Source organism: Baia soyae (assembly GCF_004341445.1).
GTDB classification, from domain to species: Bacteria; Bacillota; Bacilli; order Thermoactinomycetales; family Thermoactinomycetaceae; genus Baia; species Baia soyae.
In genome coordinates this window covers 1-24,355 of sequence record NZ_SLXV01000010.1, presented here as the reverse complement: position 1 = coordinate 24,355, position 24,355 = coordinate 1, and the positions used below count along the sequence as shown (strand labels likewise).

General features: G+C 42.4%; 22 protein-coding genes and 1 other annotated feature. Of the genes, 2 read left to right on the top strand and 20 right to left on the bottom strand.

What is annotated here, in order from left to right; translation table 11 throughout:
- Genes EDD57_RS04950 through EDD57_RS04940 form a run of 3 tightly spaced genes read right to left on the bottom strand, consistent with a single transcriptional unit; the run spans window position 1 to window position 3,582 of the window.
- Entirely contained in the window at window positions 1-627 is a 627-nt protein-coding gene (locus EDD57_RS04950) for a hypothetical protein (RefSeq protein WP_131848376.1), read from the bottom strand.
- The gene (locus EDD57_RS04945) at window positions 606-1,166 is read right to left on the bottom strand and encodes an RNA polymerase sigma factor (protein ID WP_165873676.1); all 561 of its coding nucleotides are present in this window, start codon (window positions 1,164-1,166) and stop codon (window positions 606-608) included. The genes EDD57_RS04950 and EDD57_RS04945 overlap by 22 nt, the downstream gene beginning before the upstream one ends.
- A gap of 1 nt (window position 1,167) precedes the next feature.
- Complete coding sequence (locus tag EDD57_RS04940) at window positions 1,168-3,582, bottom strand: DNA internalization-related competence protein ComEC/Rec2 (RefSeq protein ID WP_131848374.1); 2,415 nt, start codon at window positions 3,580-3,582, stop codon at window positions 1,168-1,170.
- Between the two features lie 219 nt (window positions 3,583-3,801).
- Between EDD57_RS04940 and EDD57_RS04935 the strand changes: the two genes are divergently transcribed.
- Window positions 3,802-4,992: an ornithine--oxo-acid transaminase gene (locus EDD57_RS04935; RefSeq protein ID WP_131848373.1), complete on the top strand. Its 1,191-nt coding sequence runs from the start codon at window positions 3,802-3,804 to the stop codon at window positions 4,990-4,992.
- Window positions 4,993-5,045: 53 nt separating this feature from the next.
- On the opposite strand, the gene EDD57_RS04930 is transcribed toward EDD57_RS04935, so the two are convergent.
- From EDD57_RS04930 to EDD57_RS04860, 16 genes are all read right to left on the bottom strand, one after another.
- The gene (locus EDD57_RS04930; protein WP_131848372.1) at window positions 5,046-5,684 is read right to left on the bottom strand and encodes a helix-hairpin-helix domain-containing protein; all 639 of its coding nucleotides are present in this window, start codon (window positions 5,682-5,684) and stop codon (window positions 5,046-5,048) included.
- A gap of 74 nt (window positions 5,685-5,758) precedes the next feature.
- Window positions 5,759-6,019, bottom strand: a complete 261-nt coding sequence (locus EDD57_RS04925; RefSeq protein WP_131848371.1) for a hypothetical protein — start codon at window positions 6,017-6,019, stop codon at window positions 5,759-5,761.
- Between the two features lie 152 nt (window positions 6,020-6,171).
- Window positions 6,172-7,521, bottom strand: a complete 1,350-nt coding sequence (locus tag EDD57_RS04920) for a HAMP domain-containing sensor histidine kinase (RefSeq protein WP_131848370.1) — start codon at window positions 7,519-7,521, stop codon at window positions 6,172-6,174.
- Window positions 7,518-8,204 carry a response regulator transcription factor gene (locus tag EDD57_RS04915; RefSeq protein ID WP_131848369.1) on the bottom strand — a complete coding sequence of 229 codons (687 nt, stop codon included), beginning with the start codon at window positions 8,202-8,204 and terminating at the stop codon, window positions 7,518-7,520. Before EDD57_RS04915 ends, EDD57_RS04920 begins: the two co-directional genes overlap by 4 nt.
- 133 nt (window positions 8,205-8,337) lie before the next feature.
- Window positions 8,338-10,800, bottom strand: a complete 2,463-nt coding sequence (gene leuS / locus EDD57_RS04910) for a leucine--tRNA ligase (protein ID WP_131848368.1) — start codon at window positions 10,798-10,800, stop codon at window positions 8,338-8,340.
- 64 nt (window positions 10,801-10,864) lie between these two features.
- Window positions 10,865-11,091: a binding site (T-box leader), on the bottom strand.
- 66 nt (window positions 11,092-11,157) lie between these two features.
- Window positions 11,158-11,502, bottom strand: coding sequence for a ribosome silencing factor (gene rsfS, locus EDD57_RS04905; RefSeq protein WP_131848367.1), 345 nt, complete (start codon window positions 11,500-11,502; stop codon window positions 11,158-11,160).
- Window positions 11,499-12,089 carry a bis(5'-nucleosyl)-tetraphosphatase (symmetrical) YqeK gene (gene yqeK / locus EDD57_RS04900; protein ID WP_131848366.1) on the bottom strand — a complete coding sequence of 197 codons (591 nt, stop codon included), beginning with the start codon at window positions 12,087-12,089 and terminating at the stop codon, window positions 11,499-11,501. Before yqeK ends, rsfS begins: the two co-directional genes overlap by 4 nt.
- Complete coding sequence (locus EDD57_RS04895; RefSeq protein WP_131848365.1) at window positions 12,079-12,663, bottom strand: nicotinate-nucleotide adenylyltransferase; 585 nt, start codon at window positions 12,661-12,663, stop codon at window positions 12,079-12,081. The genes yqeK and EDD57_RS04895 overlap by 11 nt, the downstream gene beginning before the upstream one ends.
- 395 nt (window positions 12,664-13,058) lie before the next feature.
- Window positions 13,059-13,904, bottom strand: coding sequence for a shikimate dehydrogenase (gene aroE / locus EDD57_RS04890; RefSeq protein WP_131848364.1), 846 nt, complete (start codon window positions 13,902-13,904; stop codon window positions 13,059-13,061).
- A 23-nt stretch (window positions 13,905-13,927) separates the two neighbouring features.
- The gene (gene yqeH / locus EDD57_RS04885) at window positions 13,928-15,034 is read right to left on the bottom strand and encodes a ribosome biogenesis GTPase YqeH (RefSeq protein ID WP_424205389.1); all 1,107 of its coding nucleotides are present in this window, start codon (window positions 15,032-15,034) and stop codon (window positions 13,928-13,930) included.
- A gap of 11 nt (window positions 15,035-15,045) precedes the next feature.
- Complete coding sequence (locus tag EDD57_RS04880) at window positions 15,046-15,552, bottom strand: YqeG family HAD IIIA-type phosphatase (RefSeq protein WP_131848363.1); 507 nt, start codon at window positions 15,550-15,552, stop codon at window positions 15,046-15,048.
- A 128-nt stretch (window positions 15,553-15,680) separates the two neighbouring features.
- Window positions 15,681-16,400: a GNAT family N-acetyltransferase gene (locus tag EDD57_RS04875; RefSeq protein ID WP_131848362.1), complete on the bottom strand. Its 720-nt coding sequence runs from the start codon at window positions 16,398-16,400 to the stop codon at window positions 15,681-15,683.
- Window positions 16,401-16,552: 152 nt separating this feature from the next.
- Window positions 16,553-17,659, bottom strand: coding sequence for a M24 family metallopeptidase (locus EDD57_RS04870; RefSeq protein WP_131848361.1), 1,107 nt, complete (start codon window positions 17,657-17,659; stop codon window positions 16,553-16,555).
- A gap of 431 nt (window positions 17,660-18,090) precedes the next feature.
- Window positions 18,091-18,237 carry a hypothetical protein gene (locus EDD57_RS14325; RefSeq protein WP_165873675.1) on the bottom strand — a complete coding sequence of 49 codons (147 nt, stop codon included), beginning with the start codon at window positions 18,235-18,237 and terminating at the stop codon, window positions 18,091-18,093.
- A gap of 43 nt (window positions 18,238-18,280) precedes the next feature.
- A complete protein-coding gene (locus EDD57_RS04865; RefSeq protein WP_131848360.1) occupies window positions 18,281-18,925 on the bottom strand; it encodes a hypothetical protein in 645 nt (214 codons plus the stop codon).
- Window positions 18,926-19,122: 197 nt separating this feature from the next.
- Window positions 19,123-20,511, bottom strand: coding sequence for a hypothetical protein (locus EDD57_RS04860; protein ID WP_131848359.1), 1,389 nt, complete (start codon window positions 20,509-20,511; stop codon window positions 19,123-19,125).
- Window positions 20,512-20,776: 265 nt separating this feature from the next.
- Between EDD57_RS04860 and EDD57_RS14930 the strand changes: the two genes are divergently transcribed.
- Window positions 20,777-23,467, top strand: a complete 2,691-nt coding sequence (locus EDD57_RS14930; RefSeq protein WP_131848358.1) for a S8 family serine peptidase — start codon at window positions 20,777-20,779, stop codon at window positions 23,465-23,467.
- Window positions 23,468-23,554: 87 nt separating this feature from the next.
- Here the strand turns inward: EDD57_RS14930 and EDD57_RS04850 are convergent, their stop codons facing one another.
- Window positions 23,555-24,223: a GOLPH3/VPS74 family protein gene (locus EDD57_RS04850; protein ID WP_165873674.1), complete on the bottom strand. Its 669-nt coding sequence runs from the start codon at window positions 24,221-24,223 to the stop codon at window positions 23,555-23,557.
- Between the last annotated feature and the right edge of the window lie 132 nt (window positions 24,224-24,355).

Here is a 24,355-nt window from a genome sequence, read left to right as displayed (position 1 = left end):
TTATCGCTTCTTAGCATCCGTTTCTACTGGAAACTCAAATGCAACAAGCCCTCCTACTGAATCGGTGAACTTAACAATGAGCCGATCGTTATTAAGCCACTCTATCTTCGGATCTTTCGCACTTACCATACTTTGTTTGGGAATCGCTTCATTGCCCTTTTTATCATAAACTTGTATTTGATTTTTTTCGTCCCATAGTGCCACTAAATCTTTATCAGGTGAGAGTATTCCACCTTTCTTTACGCTCTCCGTATAAAGACGCGGATTCGATAGTATTTTCATCGGCCAAGATGTCGTTCCAATCGGCACAAAAGCGATCACCGCTGTCAGCAATATGACCACAATCCCAATCCCAATGCTTGCTACCTTCCATCGCTTTAAAACTCGTGCGCGTTGCTGTTGTCGCTCTTCCTCTTCCATTTGTTCAAACACCATTTCTGTCAATGGAAGCACCGGGGTTACTTTACATAGATTCGATAGTTCGAAGACTAATTGTTGGAATCGACTTGCCATGGCTGCATCTTCAGGAGAATTAGCAAGATAAACGTCTAAATATTGTTGATCTGTACTTGTCAATTCTTGATCTAGATCCTTTTGTAGAAGATCTATGATTTGTGGATTTGCCATTGAAAAAGTCCCCCTTCTTGATAGTCACTGAGCCATTCTTGTAGCTGTTTACGAGCACGGTATAGTTGCTTTTTCACCGATTCTACCGGAATCCCTAAGACTTCTGCGATCTCGTGAATCGTTAGATTCTGAATGTAACGTAGGACTAAGATGAACCGGGGACGCTCGGGAAGATCATATACGGCTCTCTTCAGACTAGCAACAAAGCTCACATTTCCGGGGAGCTTTTTCACTAAACTATCTCTTGTAAGATGAGGCAACATCGAAACGACTTTAGAGCGTTCCTTTGATAAATCAAAACATGCTTGTACAATTAGCTTTTGTTCCCACACCTGTTGCTTCACTTCTAGATCACTCACTTGAATCTCTTTCACATGTCTATATACATAAACCAAGGCCTTCTGTGTAGCGTCCATCGCATCTTGTTGCCTCTCGGTTACATAGTAGGCAGTTTGGTAGAAAGTCTCTTCTAAATGATGTAAGAAATCTTTTAACGATTCTCGACAACCACCTTGTGCCTTTTGAAACAACTCTATCAAATCACTCTCTCCCTTTCTCCTGCAACATGGATGAAAACTGGACCTCTTCTTGATTAATACGAACCGTGACCGCACCCATCTGATCGGTTCGATAGATTTGCGTGCCGGCTTTTTGTAATCTACCTACCACTTCAGGGGATGGATGGCCGTAAAGATTCTTCTCTCCAACCGAAATGAGCGCATATCGCGGCCGCATCTGGTGAATAAATGCCTCTGTACTGGAAGTCTTACTACCATGATGGGCTACTTTATATATATCAATCTTTGGTAGATTCCATGCCTGAAGAATTTTTTCCTCAGCATGCTGTTCAATATCACCTGTAAATAAAATATGTTTCTGATCTATCGTAAACAGGAGTACCAGTCCTGCATTATTGGACGTTCCCCCATATAACGCCTCATCTCTGAAATCGGGATATAGAAACGTAATCGAGACACCCGGCTCGATCCCCCATATCTGTCCTATCGGAGCTATGTGAATCGGAATATCGCGCCCTCTTACTTCTCGGGTCCACTCTTTTTCCAATTTCGAGATGGTTGGTAATGGGTTCCGGATAATTTTTTCGATCGGGAAGCGCTTGACCACAGCACCTAATCCTTGAAGATGGTCCGCATCGCCATGTGTGGAGACAAGTAAATCAATCTGATTCACACCCTGATATGTGAGAAACGGAACCACGACATCCTCACCCACATCAAACGGATTTCTCCTTTTTTGCCATTCTTTTTGAGGATAGGGTAGTCTGCCACCACCATCAATTAATATGGTTTTTCCGAGCTTGGTTCGGATCAAAAAAGCGTCCCCTTGTCCTACATCAATCATCGTAATCTCATGATGGGAAGCAGGCCAAAAAGTTCCCCAGATCCCTACTCCAATCCAACAAATCCAAACGCTACTGATCAGCCACGGAATCTTGGAATGAACATAACGAACACTTACCCAAGTCCACCAGCTTCCTACCATCAGTAGGATATAGACAGACAACCAGATCCAATTCGGATGGGCAAATGAAAATAGATGTCCACTAACCTGCTGTACCCATTCGATCCCGTTTTGACTAAATTGAATGATCCAAGTCAAACCTTGAGTAAGCCAGATTCCGATTGGAAGCACTAAGAAAGATACGAGTAAGCTTCCATATCCAATCGGCAAGACAACTACGCTAAAAAAGGGGGCAAACAAAACATTGGCCATCAACGAAAAAAGTGAACTTTCGTGAAAATAATAAACCAACAAAGGAAACGATGCCGCCTGTGCCACACAAGCCCCTGCAAGGGTATATCGAAACCACTCATACCCATATGGAAAACGATTGGCAAGTGGGGTTGTTCCCACGATTAACGCGGCTGTTACTACATAACTCAGTTGAAAACCAGGGTTAAAAATCAAAAACGGTTCAAAGCAAAGTTGGATGAGGGCAGCCAGGCATAAAAAGGAAAGGATATCCTTCTCCTTTCGCCAAGCTATCGCGAGACACATCATCCCTGATACGAGACCCGCCCTCACAATCGGTGATTCAGCCCCTGTAAGCAGTACATAGAAAGGTAAAAAGCAAAGCATTAGCCATGCCGATTTCTCACGAGTCATTCCTACATATCGAAGCATCAAGAAAAGCGCTCCAACCAGTAAACTTACATGAAACCCCGAAATGGAGAGAATATGAACAAGGCCAAGAGTTTGATATTGTTCCTCCCACTCCATTGGAACATCATAACGATCTCCCAGAAGAAGCCCTTTCATAAATCCCTGAACCTCTGTATCGGAATAGAGATGCGCCATCTGGTCGGTAAACAACTGATGAACTCGATCAATCCATGTCATCAGAGAGCTTTCCGTTCCGATCTGTTTGAGGCTTTGTAAGCCTGTACTTTTGCCAATCCAGAAAATCGATTGTTGTTGCAAATAATCTCGATAGTGAAACGCTCCAGGGTTTCTAGGTAACGAAGGACGCTCCATATGCAGAGGAGCTTGGATCACCCACCCTCTTCGTACTTGCTGAGACTGTTCCCATTGCTTCATTGACTCTATTTTGATGACAACCTTTATGCGTTCCTTTGTATGAATCCACTTGCTTTGATGCCATATTTGAGCTAGTTGTAAATCAAAGCGTAATTGGTCACCATCACGAATGGGTTTTGACTCGATGGTGCCCGTCACATGGATATCCTCATCAGAGGCAATCCGAAGTTCAGAAACATTTTGTAGCATGGTATAGGAATAAACAAATCCACTCACCATACACGTCAAGGCTACTAGCAAATAAGAACCCCGAACCTCACTATTTATAAACGTAACTCCCGAAATCAGAACAACCATAAACCCGCATGTATACAAAAGCCATTGGCCACCTGTTAACTGAACACACAGGACCCCCATTAACCAGCCAATCACCACTTTGACAAGAGGGCGATTCATCTACTTCGCCACTTTCTGTATCATCTCTACTCTATTCCTCTTCTCTATTACCTAAATTTTTCCTTCTTTTGACATTCTTTTTATGCAATTTTCATCACTAATAGACATAAAAATCCTAAACTTTATGCACCCCTATGAGTGAACATACATTTGATTGATCTTAGCAAGTAAGTTCCATACAATATAGGGGAATAGTAAGTTTTGAACAGGGGGTTCGTTATGTCTAAGAACAAAGATCTAATCGATTTAACTGAAAAATATGGTGCAAGAAATTATCATCCACTGCCGATTGTTCTCACCCACGGAGAAGGTGTTTGGGTAGAAGATGCAGATGGAAATCGCTATATGGACATGCTTTCCGCTTATTCTGCATTAAACCATGGACATCGCCATCCACGTTTGATTCAAGCATTAAAAGATCAAGCGGATCAAATCACGTTAACTTCTCGTGCCTTTCATAATGCTCAATTAGGCACATTTTATGAAAAACTATCCGAGTTAACAGGCAAGGAAATGATCTTGCCTATGAATACAGGTGCAGAAGCTGTTGAAACCGCTATCAAAACCGTTCGTCGCTGGGCTTATGATGTAAAAAAAGTACCCGATAATCAAGCAGAAATCATCGTATGTGAAGATAACTTCCACGGGCGTACTGTAACAACCGTCTCTCTCTCTTCAAATCCTGAATACACACGTGGATTTGGTCCACTTACTCCGGGCTTTAAAATCGTGCCTTATGGAGATTTAGAAGCTTTGAAAGCTGCTATCACTCCAAATACAGCTGCCTTTATCTTAGAACCGATCCAAGGAGAAGCAGGCGTAATCGTTCCTCCTGCTGGTTATCTAAAATCAGCTCTCCAAATCTGCCGAGAAAACAACGTATTGTTTGTAGCCGATGAGATCCAAACTGGATTTGGTCGTACGGGACAGGCGTTTGCATGTGATTGGGAAGAAGTACATCCTGATATGTATATCATGGGGAAAGCGCTCGGTGGGGGTGTAATGCCAATCTCTGCTGTAGCTGCAAATAACGATATCCTTGGCGTATTTGAGCCGGGCTCTCATGGTTCTACTTTTGGCGGCAACCCACTCGCTTGTGCTGTTGCCATCGCCGCTCTAGATGTATTAGCTGAGGATGAACTTCCAAAGCGTTCTCGTGAACTAGGCGAATACTTTAAACAAGAACTGGAAAAGATTCAAAATCCAGTTGTAAAAGAGGTGCGCGGAAAAGGCTTGTTTATCGGAATGGAACTACACGAAAAAGCTCGTCCATACTGTGAAGCATTAATGGCAGAAGGACTTCTTTGTAAAGAAACGCATGATAACACCATCCGATTTGCACCACCACTCACGATTACGAAGGAAGAGCTAGACCTTGCATTAGAAAAAGTACGTAAAATCATGGCCTAATCATAACTAGCTACCAAAGAAGCTCTCGCCAAACGATTGGCTAGAGCTTCTTTTTATGGAACCGTAATTTTATCCTTAAAACGTGCTAATAACTTCTCTCCAATCCCTGGCACCTTCGCAATATCTGCCGCTCGTTTAAAGGGACCATTTTTCTCCCGATATTGAATGATTGCTTCCGCTTTTGCCGCTCCAACCCCCGGTAGATCTTCTAATTCTTTACTACTAGCCGAATTAATCGCAATCTTGCCAGTTCCATTTTTACTACTTGGATCCGTTTGACCCACTAACGGCTGACCCTCCTCACCCTTCCGCGGGATATAGAGTACCGAACCATCCGCGATTTCTTGAGCCAAGTTTAGTTTTTTTAAATCTGCATCCTCTGTACTTCCACCCGCTGTTTCAATCACTTCATATAGCCTAGTTGCTTTTTTAAACTGGTAAATCCCTGGCTTTTTGACTGCACCCTTTACATCTACAACTAATAGCTGTACACCCTCTCGGTTCGGGGGAACCAACGCCATTTTTTCATTTTGATCCATCCAATTTTGGGGGTTCTCTGCATTTTTCACTTGAGGCCCCCCTGCACTAAACCAACCCTCCCCTTTAAACAGAAGAACTGACAACAAGCACAAAACCGCTACACTTAACGCTACTACTAGTTTTTTCTCTCGATCTGTCCATCTGGATAACATACCGCACACCTCCTATATCCATATATTTCCTTATACAAAAGGACAAACCCTGCAAAAGGTTTGTCCCAGCTTCTTTATTCAACCGATTCACTACACGTATTCTCTTTTCTTCTAAACCACTTAAATGGGGTAAATTCCCGTTCCCCAGCCTTAAAGACCCCTGCCCGATCCACATCTAGAAATACGCCTTTGCAGCTAGATAGAGCTAGATCATATGTGCTTAAGAATTTTTCAATCCTCTTCTTACTGCGATACACCACTCGCTTCTGGTTATCTAAGTTGAGGACGATAAGCCGTTCAATCGACTCATCATACCAAAACTTTATCTCGGACATATTTACCCACTCTTTCGCAAAAATGTGATATATGAACGTGCAGATAAAGAGACACTAGACAACATCTTTCCTTATCCTACCAAAAAAGCGGTTTTGTTTCAATTTTTAAAAAAATAAAAAATTCCAGTAGCATTTGTCTACTGGAATCATTTCTATCCCCCTATAGGAATATGAATGGTAAAGCAAGTACCTTTACCTTTTTTGCTGGCTACCGTGATCGTACCACCATGTGCCTCTACAAACTCCTTCGCAATCGCAAGCCCAAGACCTGTCCCACCCTCTTGCCTAGATCGATTCGTATCCGCTCGATAAAAGCGATCAAATAGATGGGGCAGGTGTTCCGCATCTATCCCCGAACCCGTATCCATCACCCTCATGAGAAGTCCTCCTGCTAAAGATTTCTCTAGCGTAACGATGATTTCTCCTTCTTCTGGGGTGTAGGTAAACGCATTGGACAATAGATTGACAATCACTTGCGTAATTCGATTTGGATCAATCTGTACAAATGTTGATACATCTTCTAGCTCTGTTTCAAATCGTAATTGAATCTTCCGCTCTTCTGCTTCAAATTGATACATACTCGTAATCTGCTCAAGTAATTGGCGCAACGATACAGTCTTTTTCTCCAGTGGTAGCTTTCCAACTTCTGCCAACGATAGTTGATGCAAATCTTGAACTAGCCTGGTTAAGCGAGCCACTTCATCTTGAATAGGTAGCAAGGTAGAAGGCTCGGCTGGCTTAATTCCTTGTTGGATCAATTCAAGCTGTCCTTGGATAATCGTTAGGGGAGTCCGAAGCTCATGAGCCACATCCGCCACGAGGTGAGTCCTTGCCTGCTCCGTTTTATATAGCTTTTGTGTCATTAGATCAAATGAATTGGCCACCTCTCCAAATTCATCCTGTGTATCCAGCTTTAATTGCGTTTGCAAGTCTCCTTCTTTCACCCTTTGAATCCCTTGCAAAATCGTCCCAAGAGGTCTCGTGAAAATTTTGGTGAGCCAAGCTCCAAGTAACAAAGCAATCATCGAAGTACATATGATTCCGGTCAGTGTTCCAAATGAGATCGTACGAAAGACCTGTTGTTCCGCCATTAAAAGACCTATTGGTGTCGTCCCTGTAATCTCTACAACCCCGACTTGTGTTCCTTCATAAAGAATGGGATATTGATCTGTTTGTACTTTACCCTCCACCGAACGGTTTGGTACATTTGTCGATACCAGCAAATGATCATGGGCATCATAAATTTTAATATCACGAACCCATTCAGATGAACTTTTTTGCTTCTCACCTAAGAGCTTTTTATTGATGTAATTTTCAATGCCCGCCCATGATTCATTCTTCTTGTAGTAGTTGGCAAGTTGCTTTGCGTAATCCTTCTGACTCTCCTGCACATACTGGGAAAATAGATTTTTAGAATATAGATAGGAAATCCCATAATAAACAGTTCCCATAAAAACGATGAGAGCTAATAACGAAACGAGTAACTTTGTTCGTACTTTCATCGGTCATCTCGGAAACGGTAGCCTAGCCCATGAACCGTCTGAATATAGCGGACACCGCTCTCTCCATCACCGATTTTTTTACGCAAGTGGCTAACGTGACTATCAATACTTCGTTCGTAGTTGATGTAGGCATCCCCTGTCGTTGCTTGTAATAATTGAAGTCGACTATACACCACTCCCGGACGTTTAGCCAATGTATATAGGATTTGAAACTCGCCAGCTGTTAAAAAAACCTCTTCTTCATTCTTCCACACACGCACTTTTTCCACATCAATGAATAGATCACCACGTTGCAAAATCTCTTCCTCTGATTTTTTGCTACTTACGCGCCGAAGAACAGAGCGAATCCGTGCCGAAAGCTCCCTCAGGCTAAATGGCTTCGTCATATAATCATCGGCGCCCATCTCCAGGCCTAGTACCCGGTCCATCTCCTCGGTTTTCGCCGTCAGCATAATCACCGCGATGCCAGAAATCCCTCGAATTTCTCGACAAATATCAAGGCCACTCTTCTCTGGGAGCATCCAATCTAGCACCACTAAATCGGGTTTGATCTCCTCTACTTTTTGAATCGCCTCATTTCCAGTCGTAGCCGAAGAGACGCGAAATCCTTCTTGTTCTAAATATGGGCAGATAATATCAAGTACCTTCTGTTCATCATCAACAACTAAAATAGAATGTTGCATGAGAAACACATCCTTTATTTTTCATAATCCCATTGTACAGATGAAATTTGGTGGTTTTATGGTCAACACTTTAGAAAGAGTTGTTAACCATACTAAAATAGACCTAGAGAAATTCCCTCTAGGTCTATTGTTGTTAATTGGCTACAATATTAATCAATTTTCCAGGCACGACGATCACTTTTCGTACCGTTGTTTCTTCCAACCACATCTGAATCGTTTGATGCTCCATCGCTTGTTTCTCGATCTCTGTACGATCCGCTCCAGCTGGAACCACAATCTTGCCACGCATTTTGCCATTAATCTGAACGACGATCTCGACCTCATCTTGAACGAGTGCCGATTCATCTGCTTTCGGCCATGTGGCTAGATGCACACTATCGCTATGCCCGATCAATCGCCATAACTCTTCCGTAATATGCGGGACAAATGGTGCCAACAAGACCACCATAGCCTCCAACGACTCCTTCAATACAGCACGATCCGCATCAGCCGGGTATGCGTTGATGCCATTCACAAGTTCCATAATGGAGCTAACTGCTGTATTAAAATGGCTCCGTTCCCCAATCTCATGAGTTACTTTCTTAATCGTCGCATGTAACAAACGTCGCAGTTCTTTTGCCTGTCCGCTTAGCTCAGGAGAAACCGCAATCTCTTGCTTAAACAAATCAAGATGCTGAACAACCAGACGCCACACACGGTTTAAGAAACGATAACTCCCTTCTACTCCGCTATCACTCCACTCCAAGTCACGTTCAGGTGGGGCAGCAAACAGGATAAAGAGGCGAGCCGTATCTGCACCATACTTATCAATGATTTCCAATGGGCTAACTCCGTTCCCCTTGGATTTCGACATCTTGAAGCCGCCTTTTAACACCATCCCCTGTGTCAACAAGCTGTGGAACGGCTCATCCTGATCCACCATTCCCGCATCAAATAATACTTTGGTAAAGAAGCGAGAATATAACAAGTGAAGCACTGCATGTTCAATACCGCCAATATACTCGTCCACACCCATCCATTCGTTTGCCTTTTTCGAGTCAAACGGAAGCATGTCATTAGCTGAATCAGTAAACCGCAAATAGTACCAAGAGGAGTCCATAAACGTATCCATCGTATCCGTTTCACGTCGTGCCTTCTCATGCCCACACTTCGGACAATTCGTATGGGCAAACGTCTCTGATGTGGTTAGCGGATTTCGTTTCCCATCGAATACTACATCCTCTGGTAATACGACTGGTAGTTGATCTTTCGGTACCGGAACAGCTCCACAATCATCACAATATACAATCGGAATCGGTGTTCCCCAGTAACGTTGACGTGAGATCAACCAATCGCGCAAACGATAGTTTACAGTCGATCCACCCAATGATTTTTCTTCCAAATGATCGGCAATCGCCTTAATCGCATCACGATTCGCCATACCATCAAATTGATCGGAGTTCACTAGCAAACCATCTTCTGTAAATGCTTCTTGCAGAGGAAGCTCCCATTTCTCTTTTGCTGGTTCAATGACGACTTGAATCGGCAGATCATACTTCTTCGCAAACGAAAAATCGCGTTCATCATGTGCAGGTACACCCATAACTGCTCCTGTGCCGTAATCCATCAACACATAGTTGGCCACCCAAATCGGTACCTGTTTTCCAGTTAGCGGATGAATCGCATACGATCCTGTAAAGTATCCCGTCTTCTCTGCATCCGTAGAAGTACGCTCGATTTCCGTTGCCTTCTTCATCTGCTGGGCAAAGTCTTGGATCTCCGCTTCTTGCGGCTTTCCTGCTACTAACTTCTCTACTAACGAATGTTCTGGAGCAAGTACGATATACGAAACGCCATATAAGGTATCCGATCGTGTGGTAAATACCGTAACGGGTTCCTCATTCAGTTCTGGAATGGTAAACGTAACATGTGTTCCTTCGCTCTTCCCAATCCAATTTCGTTGCATGGTACGGACCCGTTCAGGCCACTTTGGCAGACGATCTAATCCTTCTATCAGACGATCAGAGTAGTCTGTGATGCGTAAGAACCATTGCTCCAAATCCTTCTTCGTCACTTCTGAATCACAACGCCAACAGCAACCATCCTCAACCTGCTCATTGGCAAGTACGGTCGCACATTTTGGACACCAGTTGACAGATGCTTTTTTGCGATAAGCCAAGCCCCGCTCATAAAACAACAAGAATAGCCATTGCGTAAACTGATAGTAGTCAGGCAGACAGGAACCTAGATAACGATCCCAATCATATGAAACGCCTACTAATTCCTGCTCACGTCGGATTTTCTCCATATTGCGGATGGTTAGTTCTCTTGGATTAACTCCCCGTTCAATAGCTGCATTTTCTGCTGGTAAGCCAAATGCATCCGCTCCCATAGGGTGCAACACACGGTATCCATTCATGCGACGGAAACGAGCCACTACATCGCCAATCGAATAAACCCGCATATGCCCCATATGAAGCCCCTCACCTGAAGGATACGGAAATTGCTCTAAAGCGTAGTACTTCGGCTTCGATAGATTCTCATCCGTTTTATATAACTGCGCATCTTTCCATTTCTCTTGCCACTTAGGCTCAATCTCTCTTGCTATGTAGTCCATTTTTAAGTCTCCCTTCACTGATTTCTTTCTGCACCAAAAAACCTCTCGTCCCTAGCTTGATTAAGCTAGGGACGAGAGGTTTGTTCTCTTCTCGCGGTACCACCCTAGTTAGGATTACAAAAACAATCCTCACTTCATTGTCCGTAACGCGGACAGACGCCATAAGCTACTAAAGGTTCACCTACAGAGCGATAAAGCGAGTTCATAAGGGTTTGCATATTGGCTTGCACCAACCGCCAATTCTCTAAAGACACAAACGTTCTTACTACTACTCTTTATCATAGCTTTCGTCTATAAATAGTTATCTGCCATTATAGGCAACCTTACTCGGATTGTCAATCTACTTGGCCCGCAACATTATTGAGCTAGATCGATTTTTGGAGCATCTCCCCAGAGGCGTTCGAGATCGTAGAAATCCCTTTCGTCTCTGTGAAACACATGAACCACTACATCACCAAGGTCCACAAGCACCCAACGTGCATCTTGGAAGCCCTCGACTCCACGGATGTGAATTCCTTCTTCATTCATTTTTTCTTTTATGCCAGTTACAATTGCTTGAACTTGAGTTTGAGAGTTACCGTGGCAGACCACAAAGTAGTCGGCAAAAACGGAAAGGCCGCGAATATCCAAAATGGTAACACCATGAGCTTTTTTATCCTCAGCAACTGTGGCTGCTAGTTGTGCTAGATGCAACAAATTCAAACAGATTCCTCCCTTAGTCTCTTTCCAGACAACATTCGTTTCAACTCATCACGGGCGGCAATCGCCAGTGGATAAATCGGTTGTTGTTGTGATTGTAAAAACAGTATCGTATTATCCATTGCTTGTAATACAGCTACATCTAAATCGATCTCGGCCAATCTACGCACTTCATCTACCCCCGGAAACCTTCTTCCCGGCTCGATGTAATCAGCCAGATAGACCACTTTTTCAAGAGTGGACATCCCAGGCCTTCCAACCGTGTGTGATCGAATCGATTGCAAAATATCTTCATCCACTATGCCAAATTCTTCTCGGGCCACTTCTGCACCAACAGGAGCATGCCAAATCTCCTTATGATACTCCAGCAAATCGAGTGGCAATTGGCACCGCTTGATCCATTGTGTTAGCTGTTCACGAGACCAAAACTTACAATAATCGTGGAGAATGGAGGCAATCTTTGCTTTAGGTGGATCTGCACCAAACCGCTTGGCCAATTCAACTGCGGTATCCACTACACGCAAAGTATGTTCAAAGCGTTCTGGTTTTAACTGCTTTTTGGTAGCTTGCAATAAAACATCAAGATCCATACAAGCCTTGCTCCTTTATATATTGGTCCACCAAATCAGGTACCATGTAACGAACTGATTTTCCCAAACGCACTTGTTTTTGAACGAAAGTAGAAGACAATCTGATTTCAACCGCATCTTCTATCCAACAAACATGCTTATCTACGTAGTCTGGTATATCGTCTGCCTTCGTGCCTGGTCGATGTAGTCCAATAATCTGCACATATTGTAGTATTTCCTCTATTTTATACCACTCGGGTAAATTTTTCACCATATCCTCACCCATTATCAGAAAAAATTGGGCATCGGGATATTGTTCCGTAAATTCCTGAATGGTTAATAGGGTATAGGAAGGACCAGATCTTTTGATTTCGATATCTTTGACTTGAAAGTATGGATGATTTTCAGTTGCTAGCTGCACCATATGTAGGCGATGTTTTGCTGAAGTAATGGTTTTATGCCTTTTGTGCGGTGGGTCACCGGCAGGGATAAACCATACTTGGTCTAAGTTCATTCCTTCTCTCGCTTGTTCAGCGATTAAAAGATGTCCATGATGTATCGGATCAAAGGTTCCGCCCATGATACCAATTCGCATCGATGTCACCTCGTTTGTTCGTGTCGGGTTTGTTAATCGAAAGCTGAATTACTATCAAAGCTGTAATGATCAGCTATTAAGTGGGCTCGGGGCATGTATCAGCCTACAGCTCAAATAGTGAGCCTACACAGATGTAGGGTATGTCCGCTTCGTCCATCGAAGCTTCGGGCAAGTGGCAAAACTCGCAAAGAACGCTCAAACATTGCCACAAAACGCCCTTGCTTCGAAGAACTACACTAAGCAGACTCACTAACATCGCAGTGGTCTGACACATTGCCCCTATTCCATATTCATTTGCTTGATCATGATAAATTTACTCATATATCAGATCTATTGATTAACAAATAAATTAGGATTCTCCTGCCCTCGATAACCCAATAGCTTGTTTTTTTGTTTTATGTATTTTGCACAATCAATGATTCTTCTAATACACGTCGCATCACTTCAACAGGCGCTTTTTGACCTGTCCATAGCTCGAGTGCATACGCCGCTTGATGGACGAGCATGCCTAGGCCGTAATGAACTTCGCAACCTTTTTGACGTGCCTTTTGGATCAGAGGAGTCTCTTTGGGATTGTATATTAGATCGCTTACTAACAGATGAGGCGAAATCCATTCTTCTGGAATGGGCAGTTGGTCTACATGTGGGTGCATCCCGATGGATGTGGTATTGATTAGCAAGGTAGCTTGGCTAATAGCTTCCTTCCCATCTCCCAATGAACAAGCTTTTGCTGTTGTCCATCGGCCTAGATGATTAGCCAGTTCCTCCGCTTTCGAGTAAGTACGGTTCAGGATCTGGATGCGGGTAGCGCCCTCTTTAGCCAAAATCGTAGCCACAGCTCGTGCGGCTCCTCCTGCCCCCAATATCACAACAGATTGACCAGGCACATTTATCCCCGTCTCTTGTTTCAATGAACGAAGATATCCCACACCATCCGTATTATATCCAATCCGCTTCCGATCTCGCACAACCACCGTATTAACAGCACCAATCGTCCGCGCAGATTCATCTACATCATCCAATAAACCCATGATTCCCACTTTATGCGGAATCGTCACATTAAAACCATCCCAGCCGCTAATTGGCTCCTGACCAACATCCTGGAATAGCTCCTCTTTCAATACTGCTACCGTTTCATAGCTAGCATCCAAGCCCATATGAGCAAACGCCGCTCGCATCATCTGTGGCGAACGAGAATGACCCACCGGATCTCCAATCAACCCCAATCTCAATCTCTTCACCCCTCTGTTAAACCCCTAGCAACCTAAATAATCGCCGGCCGAATCCCCACCTGCACACCTTCCGGAGCCCACACATCAATCACAGCTCGATCTTGTCCACAAGCAATCCAACCCAATCCAGCAATCACGATGTCCTGCTTTTCCTTCCCGTTTAGCTGAATCCGATGCTTCCGCCATTTAGGAAGTTGAGCTGGATCTTCTGGAGGAGTAAGGATGCTACCACGATGCTTGGTTTGGATCTCATCCGCTTTTTCCAATTTTGTCCGATGAATATACAATCGATTCGAAAGGTAGGTAACAAATGATTGTTTCGCTCCCTCCAAGAAGTCAAATCGTACTAACCCACCAAAAAACAGCGTTTGCTGCTCATTTAATTGGAATACCTTCGGCTTAATTCCCGTTTGAGGCATGACGATCTGTAGCTCTTTCGGTGTTACCCACTCACTCATGCGATCTTTCCGCACGATTCCTGGAGTATCGATAATCGCTTTTCCATCCTCGAGTGGAATATAGATCGAGTCTAGCGTCGTACCTGGGTACGGAGAAGTTGTGATATATTCATCCTCTTCACCAAACTCTTTTAACAAGCGATTCACAAAAGTAGACTTCCCTACATTCGTCACGCCAATAATGTAGACATCTCTTCCTTTTCGATGATGCTCGATCGCTTCCACCGTTTGACGGAAATATTCTCCCTTAGCAGCTGAAGTTAGCGCGATTTCGATCGGATCCACACCCAGCTCTTTCGCCGTTGCACGCACCCAATCTTTTAATCTCCCCCACTTAACAGACTTGGGAAATAGATCAATTTTATTCGCCAACAATAGAAGTGGATTCTTCCCAATATGACGATGGATCCCTTGAATCCAACTACCCGCTAGATCAAAGATATCCACTACCAGGACCACTAAACTGTCCGTGTGAGCGATCTCCTGTAACTTTTGTAAATAGACACCTGGATCCTGCTCCACTGGCGCAATATCATTATAGTGGCGAATTCGATAGCAGCGCTTACAAACAATATGTTCTCTCTTTAACGCAGAAGAAGGCGCATAACCAGGACGGCTTTCATCTTCCGTCTGGATGCGCACCCCACAACCTTCACAATGATGCTGTTCTGTCTCGATCAACGAAGTTCCTCCTAACCTAGATAACCACGTTTCCTCATCCAGCGAAATGCGCCTCGTTCAATTAAGCGATTCACCTTTGTGAAGAAACCCTCACGCTTTGACACAGGGACCACTAAAATCGTCTTTAGCCCCATTCGATTTCCACCTAGCACATCCGTTAACAATTGATCACCTACGACGACGGTTTCATGTCGCTTTGTGTTCAATAGTGATAACGCTTTAACAAATGCCCTAGAAAAAGGTTTGCGGGCAGCATGAATAAACGGAATATCCAGCGGCTCAGCAAACTTTCGCACCCTTACATGATTATTGTTAGACACAATGATCACTTGAATGCCTTGTTCTGTAATTTCTTTTAACCATACTAATAATTCCGGGGTTGCATCTGGACGATCTGACTCGACTAACGTATTATCCAAATCAAAAATCATCCCTTTTACGCCGTGTCCTCTTAGTTCTTCCACATTGATATGGTAAATCGAAGGAACATAAGAATACGGTATCAATCGACGAAACATACTTCACATCCCGTCCAATCTGTAGCAAAAACAAGTAAGGTCAACCGACCCTACAAGTCTTTTTGGCATAACTATAACACATCTGTAAAAGATGACGCAAAGTCTACCCGCTAGGTTGACAAAACAACTTATTTTTCAAAAATATACATATTTGCTACCTCTCGATAACCCAAGGAAACATAGAGAGGATATCCTGTCAAACTTGCCGCTAAAACACTGGTCCCAGCCCCAAAATCTTTCGCATCCATCAACATCGTCTTACATAATGCCTTTGCGAGCCCCTTTCCTCTATATTCCTCCAATGTAATCACATGATCCAGACACGCTGTATCTCCAATTAAGGAAAAACGCCCATGTGTAACCGGACGATTTTTTTCTACATAATAGGTAAACAACTGCTTATCCTCAATTCTCTCTGGATCCACAATCTCTTTTTGGAAACTATCATTGACCAATACGACTTCACGAGGCTCTCGGATGAGAGAGACTAAATCTGATTTTGGTTCATTCATAGAGGATAAGTCTAATGTCATTAAGTACTCTTTATATTTAAAGGTGTAACCATATTGTTCTGTAAATGAATCTAAATCAAATCCTTCTCCTTGCTCAAAAACAGTCAACCGATGCGGCTCATAAAATTGACTCGAATGAAGCATTTGAAGCCCCTCGGCTAAGTCATAATGAGTGACAAAAAATTCATTTGTTCGATTACAAACCGGAGATCCGAATACGATATGCTTCATCGGCCCCAGCTTATCTAAACGAGACTCAGGTACAAATCGACAATAAGACCAGCCTATGACAAAATCACCTATCAACCCTTCATACGATATCTCTGTATGTCTCATTTTCTTTTCTCTCCTTCATCTTTACCCATCCCTTTACAATTCGCCAACCGAGAGGTTAAATCCCTGTTTATTCGGACAATTTATAGATAAAAATATGTGCTTATATTAACCCGTGATACGAGACCAATATAAGCACATTTACTACCGCTTTCTTACTCTTCTACTATTAATAATTCTTTTGGGAAGCCTGTTAAAATCACCGGACCATCCGCTCCAACTACTATATCATCCTCGATCCGTACACCACCTACATTAGGTAGATAGATTCCAGGCTCAATCGTAAATACGAAGCCTTCTACTAGTAAATCTTGATTCGTTTCGGTGATGGAAGGAAATTCATGAACACTAATTCCCAGTCCATGGCCAATGCGGTGTGGGAAGTAATCGCCGTATCCTGCTTGGCGAATGACATCACGTGCAGCGCGATCGATCTCTCCTAATGGAACGCCAGCCTTCACTCGGCTAATAGCGGTCAATTCTGCCTCTAAAACAGTCTGATAGATTCGCTCTTGTTCAGATGTAATGGAACCAAATGCGATGGTACGGGTAATGTCAGAGCAGTACCCTCGCCACACCACTCCTAGATCAAATAAGACTAGGTCTCCTTTTTTCAGCTTCCGATCTCCAGGTGTTCCGTGTGGCAAGGCCGACTTCTCACCAAAAAGTACCATGGTATCGAAGGACATGCCCTGAATTCCTTGTTTCTTTAGCTCATACTCGATTTTAGCAACCACCTCTGTCTCAGTGATTCCTACTTGAAGCGCTTTTACTCCTATTTCAACACCCAGATCAGCCAACTTAGCCGCTTCTTGCAAAATTTGTAGCTCTTGTTCGTCTTTTACTTGGCGCATGAAGTTAATTTGTGCCTCAAGATCCGTAAACGATATCTCCTGTCCGAGAGATTGTACTCGCAGAGCACGTGAATAGGAAATCGAATCCATCTCGATTGCCACTTTCATAGCTGGCCCGGTAAAAGATTTCTCTGACAAAGAATCCTGCAGAATAACCCATGGATCCTCCGTATCATCATAAGTAACCATTTCTCCGCTCCAACCTGATTGCTGAGCGGCTGCTTGATCTAATTTCGGACAGATTAAAATTGGATCATGAAGTGCTGGAACGACTAAACCTAATAGTCTCTCATGAGGCTCTGAGTCATAGCCAGTTAGGTAATAGATATTTCGGGAATGATTAATAAAAGCAAAATCAATTTGTTGTTCTTGTAACCAATTTTGAAGTTTCCCTATTCGAAGATTCATCTGCTTTCATTCCTTCACGTTATAATGCTTACCATTTTATTAGAGCAAATAGATTCCATTTTGACAATTTTTTATTTCAAAACAGACCCAAATACTCCTCCCTTCATTTCCATGATCCACCTGTTTACTATGTATATACCAGGGTATATAATGATGTATATCATCTTACCCGTCCGGCTACCTTCATCCTATTTTGAAAAACGTTTTTGATTTACACATCTATTGAGAAAGGGAGGAATTCATTATGAAAAACTATATGTACTTGTGCGAACAATGTGGTCACTCAACGGCAAAATATGAAGCCCGCACGTATATGAACGGTTCAAATCAATTGGTTTGTCAGAAATGTTTACACGAACTAAAAGATCAATCACACAAAAAGAACGCAAATTAAAAAGCTACTGGATCATCCGTGGATCCAGTAGCTTTCTTTACCATAAACTACGCTCTGACTTTCTATCATCCGTGACATACTCTGACCACTTCTCTTTAAACTCTTCCAACGAAATCTTTCCAGACTGAATCTCCAGCAAGTCCTGTATGGCCATACACTGAGAAACATCCAAAACGTGACCCAAGTCAAAAAACCCCCTCAAACCCTTTTCACAACTTTCGCGACCTTTACAACCATTGAAATCCAAAACGGCGCTCCAAAACTCGACCTTCCCATGCGAAAGAAAGGGCAACTGTTTTAGCATGCTCAATCGCTTGATACAAGCTGATATACGCTTCTTCCTCATCATCAACATTCCAAATGGTAATCACTTCATAATTGATAAAGCCTAATAATTGCAAAAAACGCCATAACGCATTATCCATTTTAGACTCCGTGTACGGCTCTTGAAATGGATCTAAGTGATAACGATTTCCCGTTGTAATATGGACAACTTCTCGCCCGGAAAAATAGTTTTGAATTTGGTGTTCGTCCTGAAAAAAGTTATGAATAGCCGCACCAAGTTTCATAAGACTCGCCTGGAGATCGACATGATATTCATCTGTCACAAAAAGATAGCGATCTGCTTCTAAAAATGAATGAATCCATTCATCTGGTTTTTGATCAAGTAAGTGAACAGGTTGATCTGTGGTGTGTGGAATTGACTGAAGGAGAGCATGCGAGTGTACTACAGAAGAAGTGGAAGGACCCCAAATAAATTGATCTTCAGGGCATGCAAGCTGATATGTCTCCAAAAATTTGTGAAGCACCTTTTCAACAGACTTCGATCGTTCAAAGGAAGAAAGTGCATGAAAAATAAAAACCGTACCCATATATCCTCCCCTTATAAGAGGATCAATAGTACGAGGAATTTGAGAAAACATGTTCGTATATGAGTAAATGATAGAATAACAACCTTTATCCTATTCTACATTTACTCTCCAGTTCCTCTTCGATCCACAAATTTTTATATAGTCCATCTATATCAACTTTATTTGGGTTTTAGAACTTCGGGAGATAGTCTAAATCACTATCTTCGCTTCTTTTCCCGTACATAATAGGACAGAATAGACCAAACTCCCGCTACCATCACTCCGAGTAATAATCCAACCTCAATCCATGCAATCCAATAATTCCCCATTACTTGAAAGGCCAATGTGTTTTTAACAATATCCCATCCATCCGCAATCGTTGAAATCATAATATAGAAAAAGCTAAAAATAAGGACCATCTGCTCTAACTTTAATCTTCGTTTACTCTCTTCCATCTCTAACATCGTCGTCATCGCATCTAGTTCCAAATGAAGCTCATCCATTAGTTCTTCTATTCGATAACTACGACGAACCATCTCATACAGACGAGCAATATGTGTAATTCGGCTTACCTGCTTAAAGGAACATCTCAGCGTAAAGAAAACCATTCTTTTCTTTAGTTCCCGTACCTCCACAAAAGCCTGCTTCTCCTGCCCATCCAATTGATGAGGTAGATGCGAGGCTAGAATCGAAAAATATTGAAGCGAGTAAAATTGGTGTAGCGTTAATACATACATATAAAAGTAATTACTATTTAAATTTTGTTGATTTTCTCCTAATAGGAACTCATTTGAATCCTTATTATTTGTTAAATGGCACACGTGAGCAATTCCCTCTACTGATACGCGCCAGTAGCTATTTTGAAAAATCCTCATCGTCTCCTCATCTTCATGTAACTCGATTCGTGGAGGATTATGTACCTCGTGATAAGTTCTGCTAAGCAAATACAAGCTCTTCATAAACTCCCGATGATCCGAAGGCTGATCCATTTCTTCCAATGTAATCGCATTATACACCAGAACATTTTTCGTGGATCCGTATCTGGATTCAAATAAGGTTGCTACCTGTACTTGTTTAAAAAGCTGATGCATACATCTACCCAGATTACATTGGACTGGATATTGATTATTTTTCCGTAGCTTTCGTACGAACCGTTCAGAGTTTTGGAGAAATTGCTTTACATAATAATTATTTTGAATGAGGTCAGATAAATCCTGGCCTCTGGGGTATGCAATCGAAAAAGTTAAAAACCCAATCTGTGTCTCAAACAAAATTAGACTTACTTCATGTATATAGAGTTCGTATTCATAATCCTTATGTCCAAAAGAGATGATCTGATTTTTATTTGGAAGATCATATTCAGCGCAACCGTTCTGTGTTAACACAAAACGAGATCCAATCGATTGATTACCGCCTGGATCTGACTGTATCAGTCGATCAATGTGATGAAACAAACGCTTGCCCGAAATATTTTTTACTCTCCATACCTTCCCATCCGTCTCCCTACCAACTTCTTCCTCCAAATCTTTTGTTAATTCTTGATAAGGAGCGTTGTAGGCAAATGGTATCATCATTTTCGTAATCTGCCGTTCCACTTTTGCCTTCATATACATTCTCCGTTAACAGGTGAAATTATAATAAATACCTAAAGAATCATACTACCATAAAATCACGAAACAAATAAAACCATATTATCAAGGTGATTTAGCTAAAATTTATCGAATAATACCTATTGTAAGGAAATTATCAGTTACATTTCCTATTAAAACTAAAAAATCATATAAAATAGAAAATTTTATATAAATATACAATTCATTATGTTACAATTTACATGTATTAAATTAAGTTCAAGCATTTAGAGGAGGAAGTCTTTTGAGAAAAACAGGAACCATTGTGCTAAGTACCTTGCTTGCCGTCTCTGTTTCTAGCCTAGGATGGCTCTCTCCCGGCGCACAGGCAGCTACATCAAAAAAGTTGCCTAAGCAAATGGAAGAAAAGATTGCCAAATTAGCAAAGAACAAAGTGTCGAAATATATCGATACGAAATCTAGCAAGCCCGTTGATGTAATCGTTCAGATGAATCAACAACCAGTTGGCGAAGTGGTGAAAAATCACAAGCAATTGAAGTCTTCACCAGCTAAAGACTATCAAATGCAGATGAAAGAAGCCCTTAATCAAGCTGAGAAGAAACTCACAAAAGTAAACTCAAAGGTAAAAGTGAAGCAGCGATTTGATACCGTCTTTTCTGGTTTTGCTGTTTCCGTACCTGCGAATCAAATCCATAAATTAGCCGCAATGCCTGAGGTAAAAGCAGTCTATCCTACATTAAAGTATAAAGCCTTAGGTAACGGTAGTTCTACAGTAGGTGCACCCGAAGTCTGGAGAATGAAAGATGCACAAGGCCTTCCTGTTGATGGCAGAGGAATCAAAGTAGCCGTAATTGACACGGGAGTCGATTCCAAACATCCCGATTTAAAAAGCAATTACATCGGAGGATATGATGTAGTAGATCGGGATAATGACCCTCAGGACGAGGCCGGCCATGGTACCCATGTAGCAGGGATTATTGCCGCAAACGGTGAGATCAAAGGAGTCGCACCCGAAGCTTCTATCCTAGCTTATCGCGTATTAGGAAAACAAGGTGGAACGACAAGCGACATCTTAACTGGGATTGAGATGGCAGTCAGAGACGGTGCAGATGTGATGAACCTCTCACTTGGTGCAGATGCTAACTACCCTGATGATCCTCTCGTATCGGCACTAAATCATGCAGCTAAGATCGGTGTTTCTGTGGCAGTTGCAAACGGAAACTCGGGGAGTGATGCATGGACAGTTGGGATTCCAGCAACTGCCGATAAGGTAATCTCTGTAGGTGCTTCCACTCTGGAGAAAGAATTCCCAAAATTCGAAGTGGTAGGAACGGAGACCTCCTTTGATGGGGCTCAACTCACCAAGATGAAATTCCCTAGCAACTCTCAGTTTGAAATGGTTGATGTCGGATTTGGCTCCCCACTTGATTACAAGAAAGTGAATGTAAAAGGAAAATATGTAATTGTCCAACAAGGAGCAGCCAAGCAAGACATCTACGTTTCAAATGCCCAGAAAGCCGGCGCAACAGGAGTTCTTTTATATGCGAAAGGACAGGAGCAAGCAGATCTACAAAGTATCGAGGCTAGCTTAGAAAACAAAATTCCTGCCGTACAATTAGCAGCAAAAGATGCAACAGCTCTAAAAGCGTCACTAAAAGCTGGTAAAGCAATTGCATCCTTGAAAGAATATAAGCCTTACGAATTTATGGCAGAGTTTAGTTCACGTGGACCTGTTCATGAAACATGGGCCGTTAAGCCTGACGTTGTAGCTCCAGGTGTAGCTATTAAAAGTACCGTGCCAGGTGAAGAAAAATATGCAGAATACGATGGGACAAGCATGGCGGCCCCTCAAGTAGCTGGAGCAGCCGCATTACTCCGTCAAATGCACCCTGATTGGACACCTGAAGATGTAAAAGCATCTCTTTCCAATACAGCGAAGACCTTAACAGACATAACTGGAAAGCGCTATGATGTGATGACACAAGGTTCAGGTCGAATTGATATTCCGAAAGCAATTCAGGCTACTACACTCGTCACTCCAAATAACTTCACATTTGGCCTCGTAAAACCAAACAGTGGAGAAGCAAAGCTTGAGAAAAAACTCACCATTAAGAATACAAGTGGAGCGAGCAAAACCTATACAAGCCGTGTTGAAATGGCTACAAACACAGGGATTCAAGTTCAAGCTCCAAATCAAGTAGAAGTTAGTGCAAATGGACAGGAAGATCTTACTGTCAAAATCACAGTAGATAGCTCCCTGCCTCGTGACGTCTACTCCGGCTATCTCTACTTAACAGAAGGTAAAGAAGAGTTAAAAGTTCCATTTACATTTAGCATCGACCCTGCCAGCTACAACCGTGTGAACTACCTAGGTGTAAGCGACCTTATCTTCTCACCAAATGGAGACGGTAAAGAAGAGTCTACTTCCCTTTCCTACTACGTCCCGACCGTTGCCAAACATCTAAACTTCTATCTACGAAATCTGGATGATGAAAGTAAAGTAAGCCTCATTCATCAAGCAGAAAATGTTGGATCCGGATGGCATGGACAGAAGTGGACAGGAAACACAGTAGATAAAAAAGCAGTACCTGAGGGAATTTATGAAATGCAAGCAGTAGCTTCCGATGACGAGGTAGAAAGCTCGACTGCAGCTCTCGTACTAGTGGACAAGACCGCACCTGTCATCACAGCGAACCTCAATGAAGAAGGCACTAAGATGAACCTGAAGATCGAAGATTTCTTAATGCAATACAATTACTTTTTCAAGATGTTTGGCTTAGCCCAAGATGATCTCGTAAAAGTAGAGTATATTCTTGAAGGAACAAGCGATCGAGTACGCGTTCCGCTTGATGAAGAAAAAATGGAGATCGAAATCAAGCAAGAATGGCTTGATTCAGGCAAGACAAGCATGACCATCCTCGCCACAGATGACGCTGGAAACCAAACCAAAACGAAAGTAAACCTTAAGAAGTAAGGTAGTCTAGCGTTAATGTAAAAAAACCGCTGATTGAGTTAATCGGCGGTTTCTTTCTTTTATGCGACCTCTCTCATCGCGAGGAAGCTACATAACAGGAGTATGACTATGAGCGGAGGCTTTAATTGCAGTAATAGCCTTTTCAATTCCTTTGATCCATTGAAAAACTTCGTCCTGTTTCAGTTCCTTCATTTTTTCTTTCAATCGATTCATATCATGATTCGAAAAGTATTCCTTTAGCACTCTCATTTCTTTCAAAAACAAGCTTAAAGCAACCGTCTGCTTCTCCACAGTGCTATTTCCCAACAGTTCAGCGCGAATTCGTCGAACCGTTCGTTCTTGCTCCTGCCCCGATCCGACAAATATTTGTCTCGAGAAAACACCCAGCAATCTAGCATTTTCCTCTCTCACTACTCCAACTTGACATAAATCCATTAAAATAGTTTGATATATCTTTTTTCGATCCTTCCTCTTGTAATAAAAGGAGGTGATCCACTTTTTGATTGTTTTTTCTTTCGGAGATTCCGAAATCACTTGGATGACTTGATCTAGGTAATCAACTCCAGTAGAGTAGGAATGATCCAATCGAACTTTTCCATCTTCATTGATTTGGATCAGCTCTTTTAACCATAATTCAATAAAAACACTACCTATCGTATACAGCTCTTTATATGTTTGATCATTTCCTTTAAAACGCTGAGCTCTCCGATCCAAACAGAAAAGTACTATTTCTTCTACAAGGCTTAGTGATCTCATCATAATCCTCCTCGAAAATGTATTATGTATTACATACTTCAGACCGCAGACAAAGTCTATTTTATAGACAAGGTTTGCGGTCTTTTTTGTCGAATTCTAATTATATAGAATCGACTACATGGAGGGATAGCT

Coding starts and splice junctions, on each gene's coding strand:
- EDD57_RS04920 (WP_131848370.1), bottom strand. CDS start 7,521: ATGAAAGTACGAACAAAGTTACTCGTTTCGTTATTAGCTCTCATCGTT.
- EDD57_RS04860 (WP_131848359.1), bottom strand. CDS start 20,511: ATGAAGGCAAAAGTGGAACGGCAGATTACGAAAATGATGATACCATTT.
- EDD57_RS04925 (WP_131848371.1), bottom strand. CDS start 6,019: ATGTCCGAGATAAAGTTTTGGTATGATGAGTCGATTGAACGGCTTATC.
- EDD57_RS04850 (WP_165873674.1), bottom strand. CDS start 24,223: ATGAGATCACTAAGCCTTGTAGAAGAAATAGTACTTTTCTGTTTGGAT.
- EDD57_RS04880 (WP_131848363.1), bottom strand. CDS start 15,552: ATGTTTCGTCGATTGATACCGTATTCTTATGTTCCTTCGATTTACCAT.
- EDD57_RS04870 (WP_131848361.1), bottom strand. CDS start 17,659: ATGAATCTTCGAATAGGGAAACTTCAAAATTGGTTACAAGAACAACAA.
- EDD57_RS04950 (WP_131848376.1), bottom strand. CDS start 627: ATGGCAAATCCACAAATCATAGATCTTCTACAAAAGGATCTAGATCAA.
- EDD57_RS04875 (WP_131848362.1), bottom strand. CDS start 16,400: ATGAGACATACAGAGATATCGTATGAAGGGTTGATAGGTGATTTTGTC.
- EDD57_RS04865 (WP_131848360.1), bottom strand. CDS start 18,925: ATGGGTACGGTTTTTATTTTTCATGCACTTTCTTCCTTTGAACGATCG.
- EDD57_RS04895 (WP_131848365.1), bottom strand. CDS start 12,663: ATGCGAATTGGTATCATGGGCGGAACCTTTGATCCGATACATCATGGA.
- EDD57_RS04930 (WP_131848372.1), bottom strand. CDS start 5,684: ATGTTATCCAGATGGACAGATCGAGAGAAAAAACTAGTAGTAGCGTTA.
- EDD57_RS04935 (WP_131848373.1), top strand. CDS start 3,802: ATGTCTAAGAACAAAGATCTAATCGATTTAACTGAAAAATATGGTGCA.
- EDD57_RS04940 (WP_131848374.1), bottom strand. CDS start 3,582: ATGAATCGCCCTCTTGTCAAAGTGGTGATTGGCTGGTTAATGGGGGTC.
- yqeK (WP_131848366.1), bottom strand. CDS start 12,089: ATGGATCTTGATGTTTTATTGCAAGCTACCAAAAAGCAGTTAAAACCA.
- EDD57_RS04915 (WP_131848369.1), bottom strand. CDS start 8,204: ATGCAACATTCTATTTTAGTTGTTGATGATGAACAGAAGGTACTTGAT.
- leuS (WP_131848368.1), bottom strand. CDS start 10,800: ATGGACTACATAGCAAGAGAGATTGAGCCTAAGTGGCAAGAGAAATGG.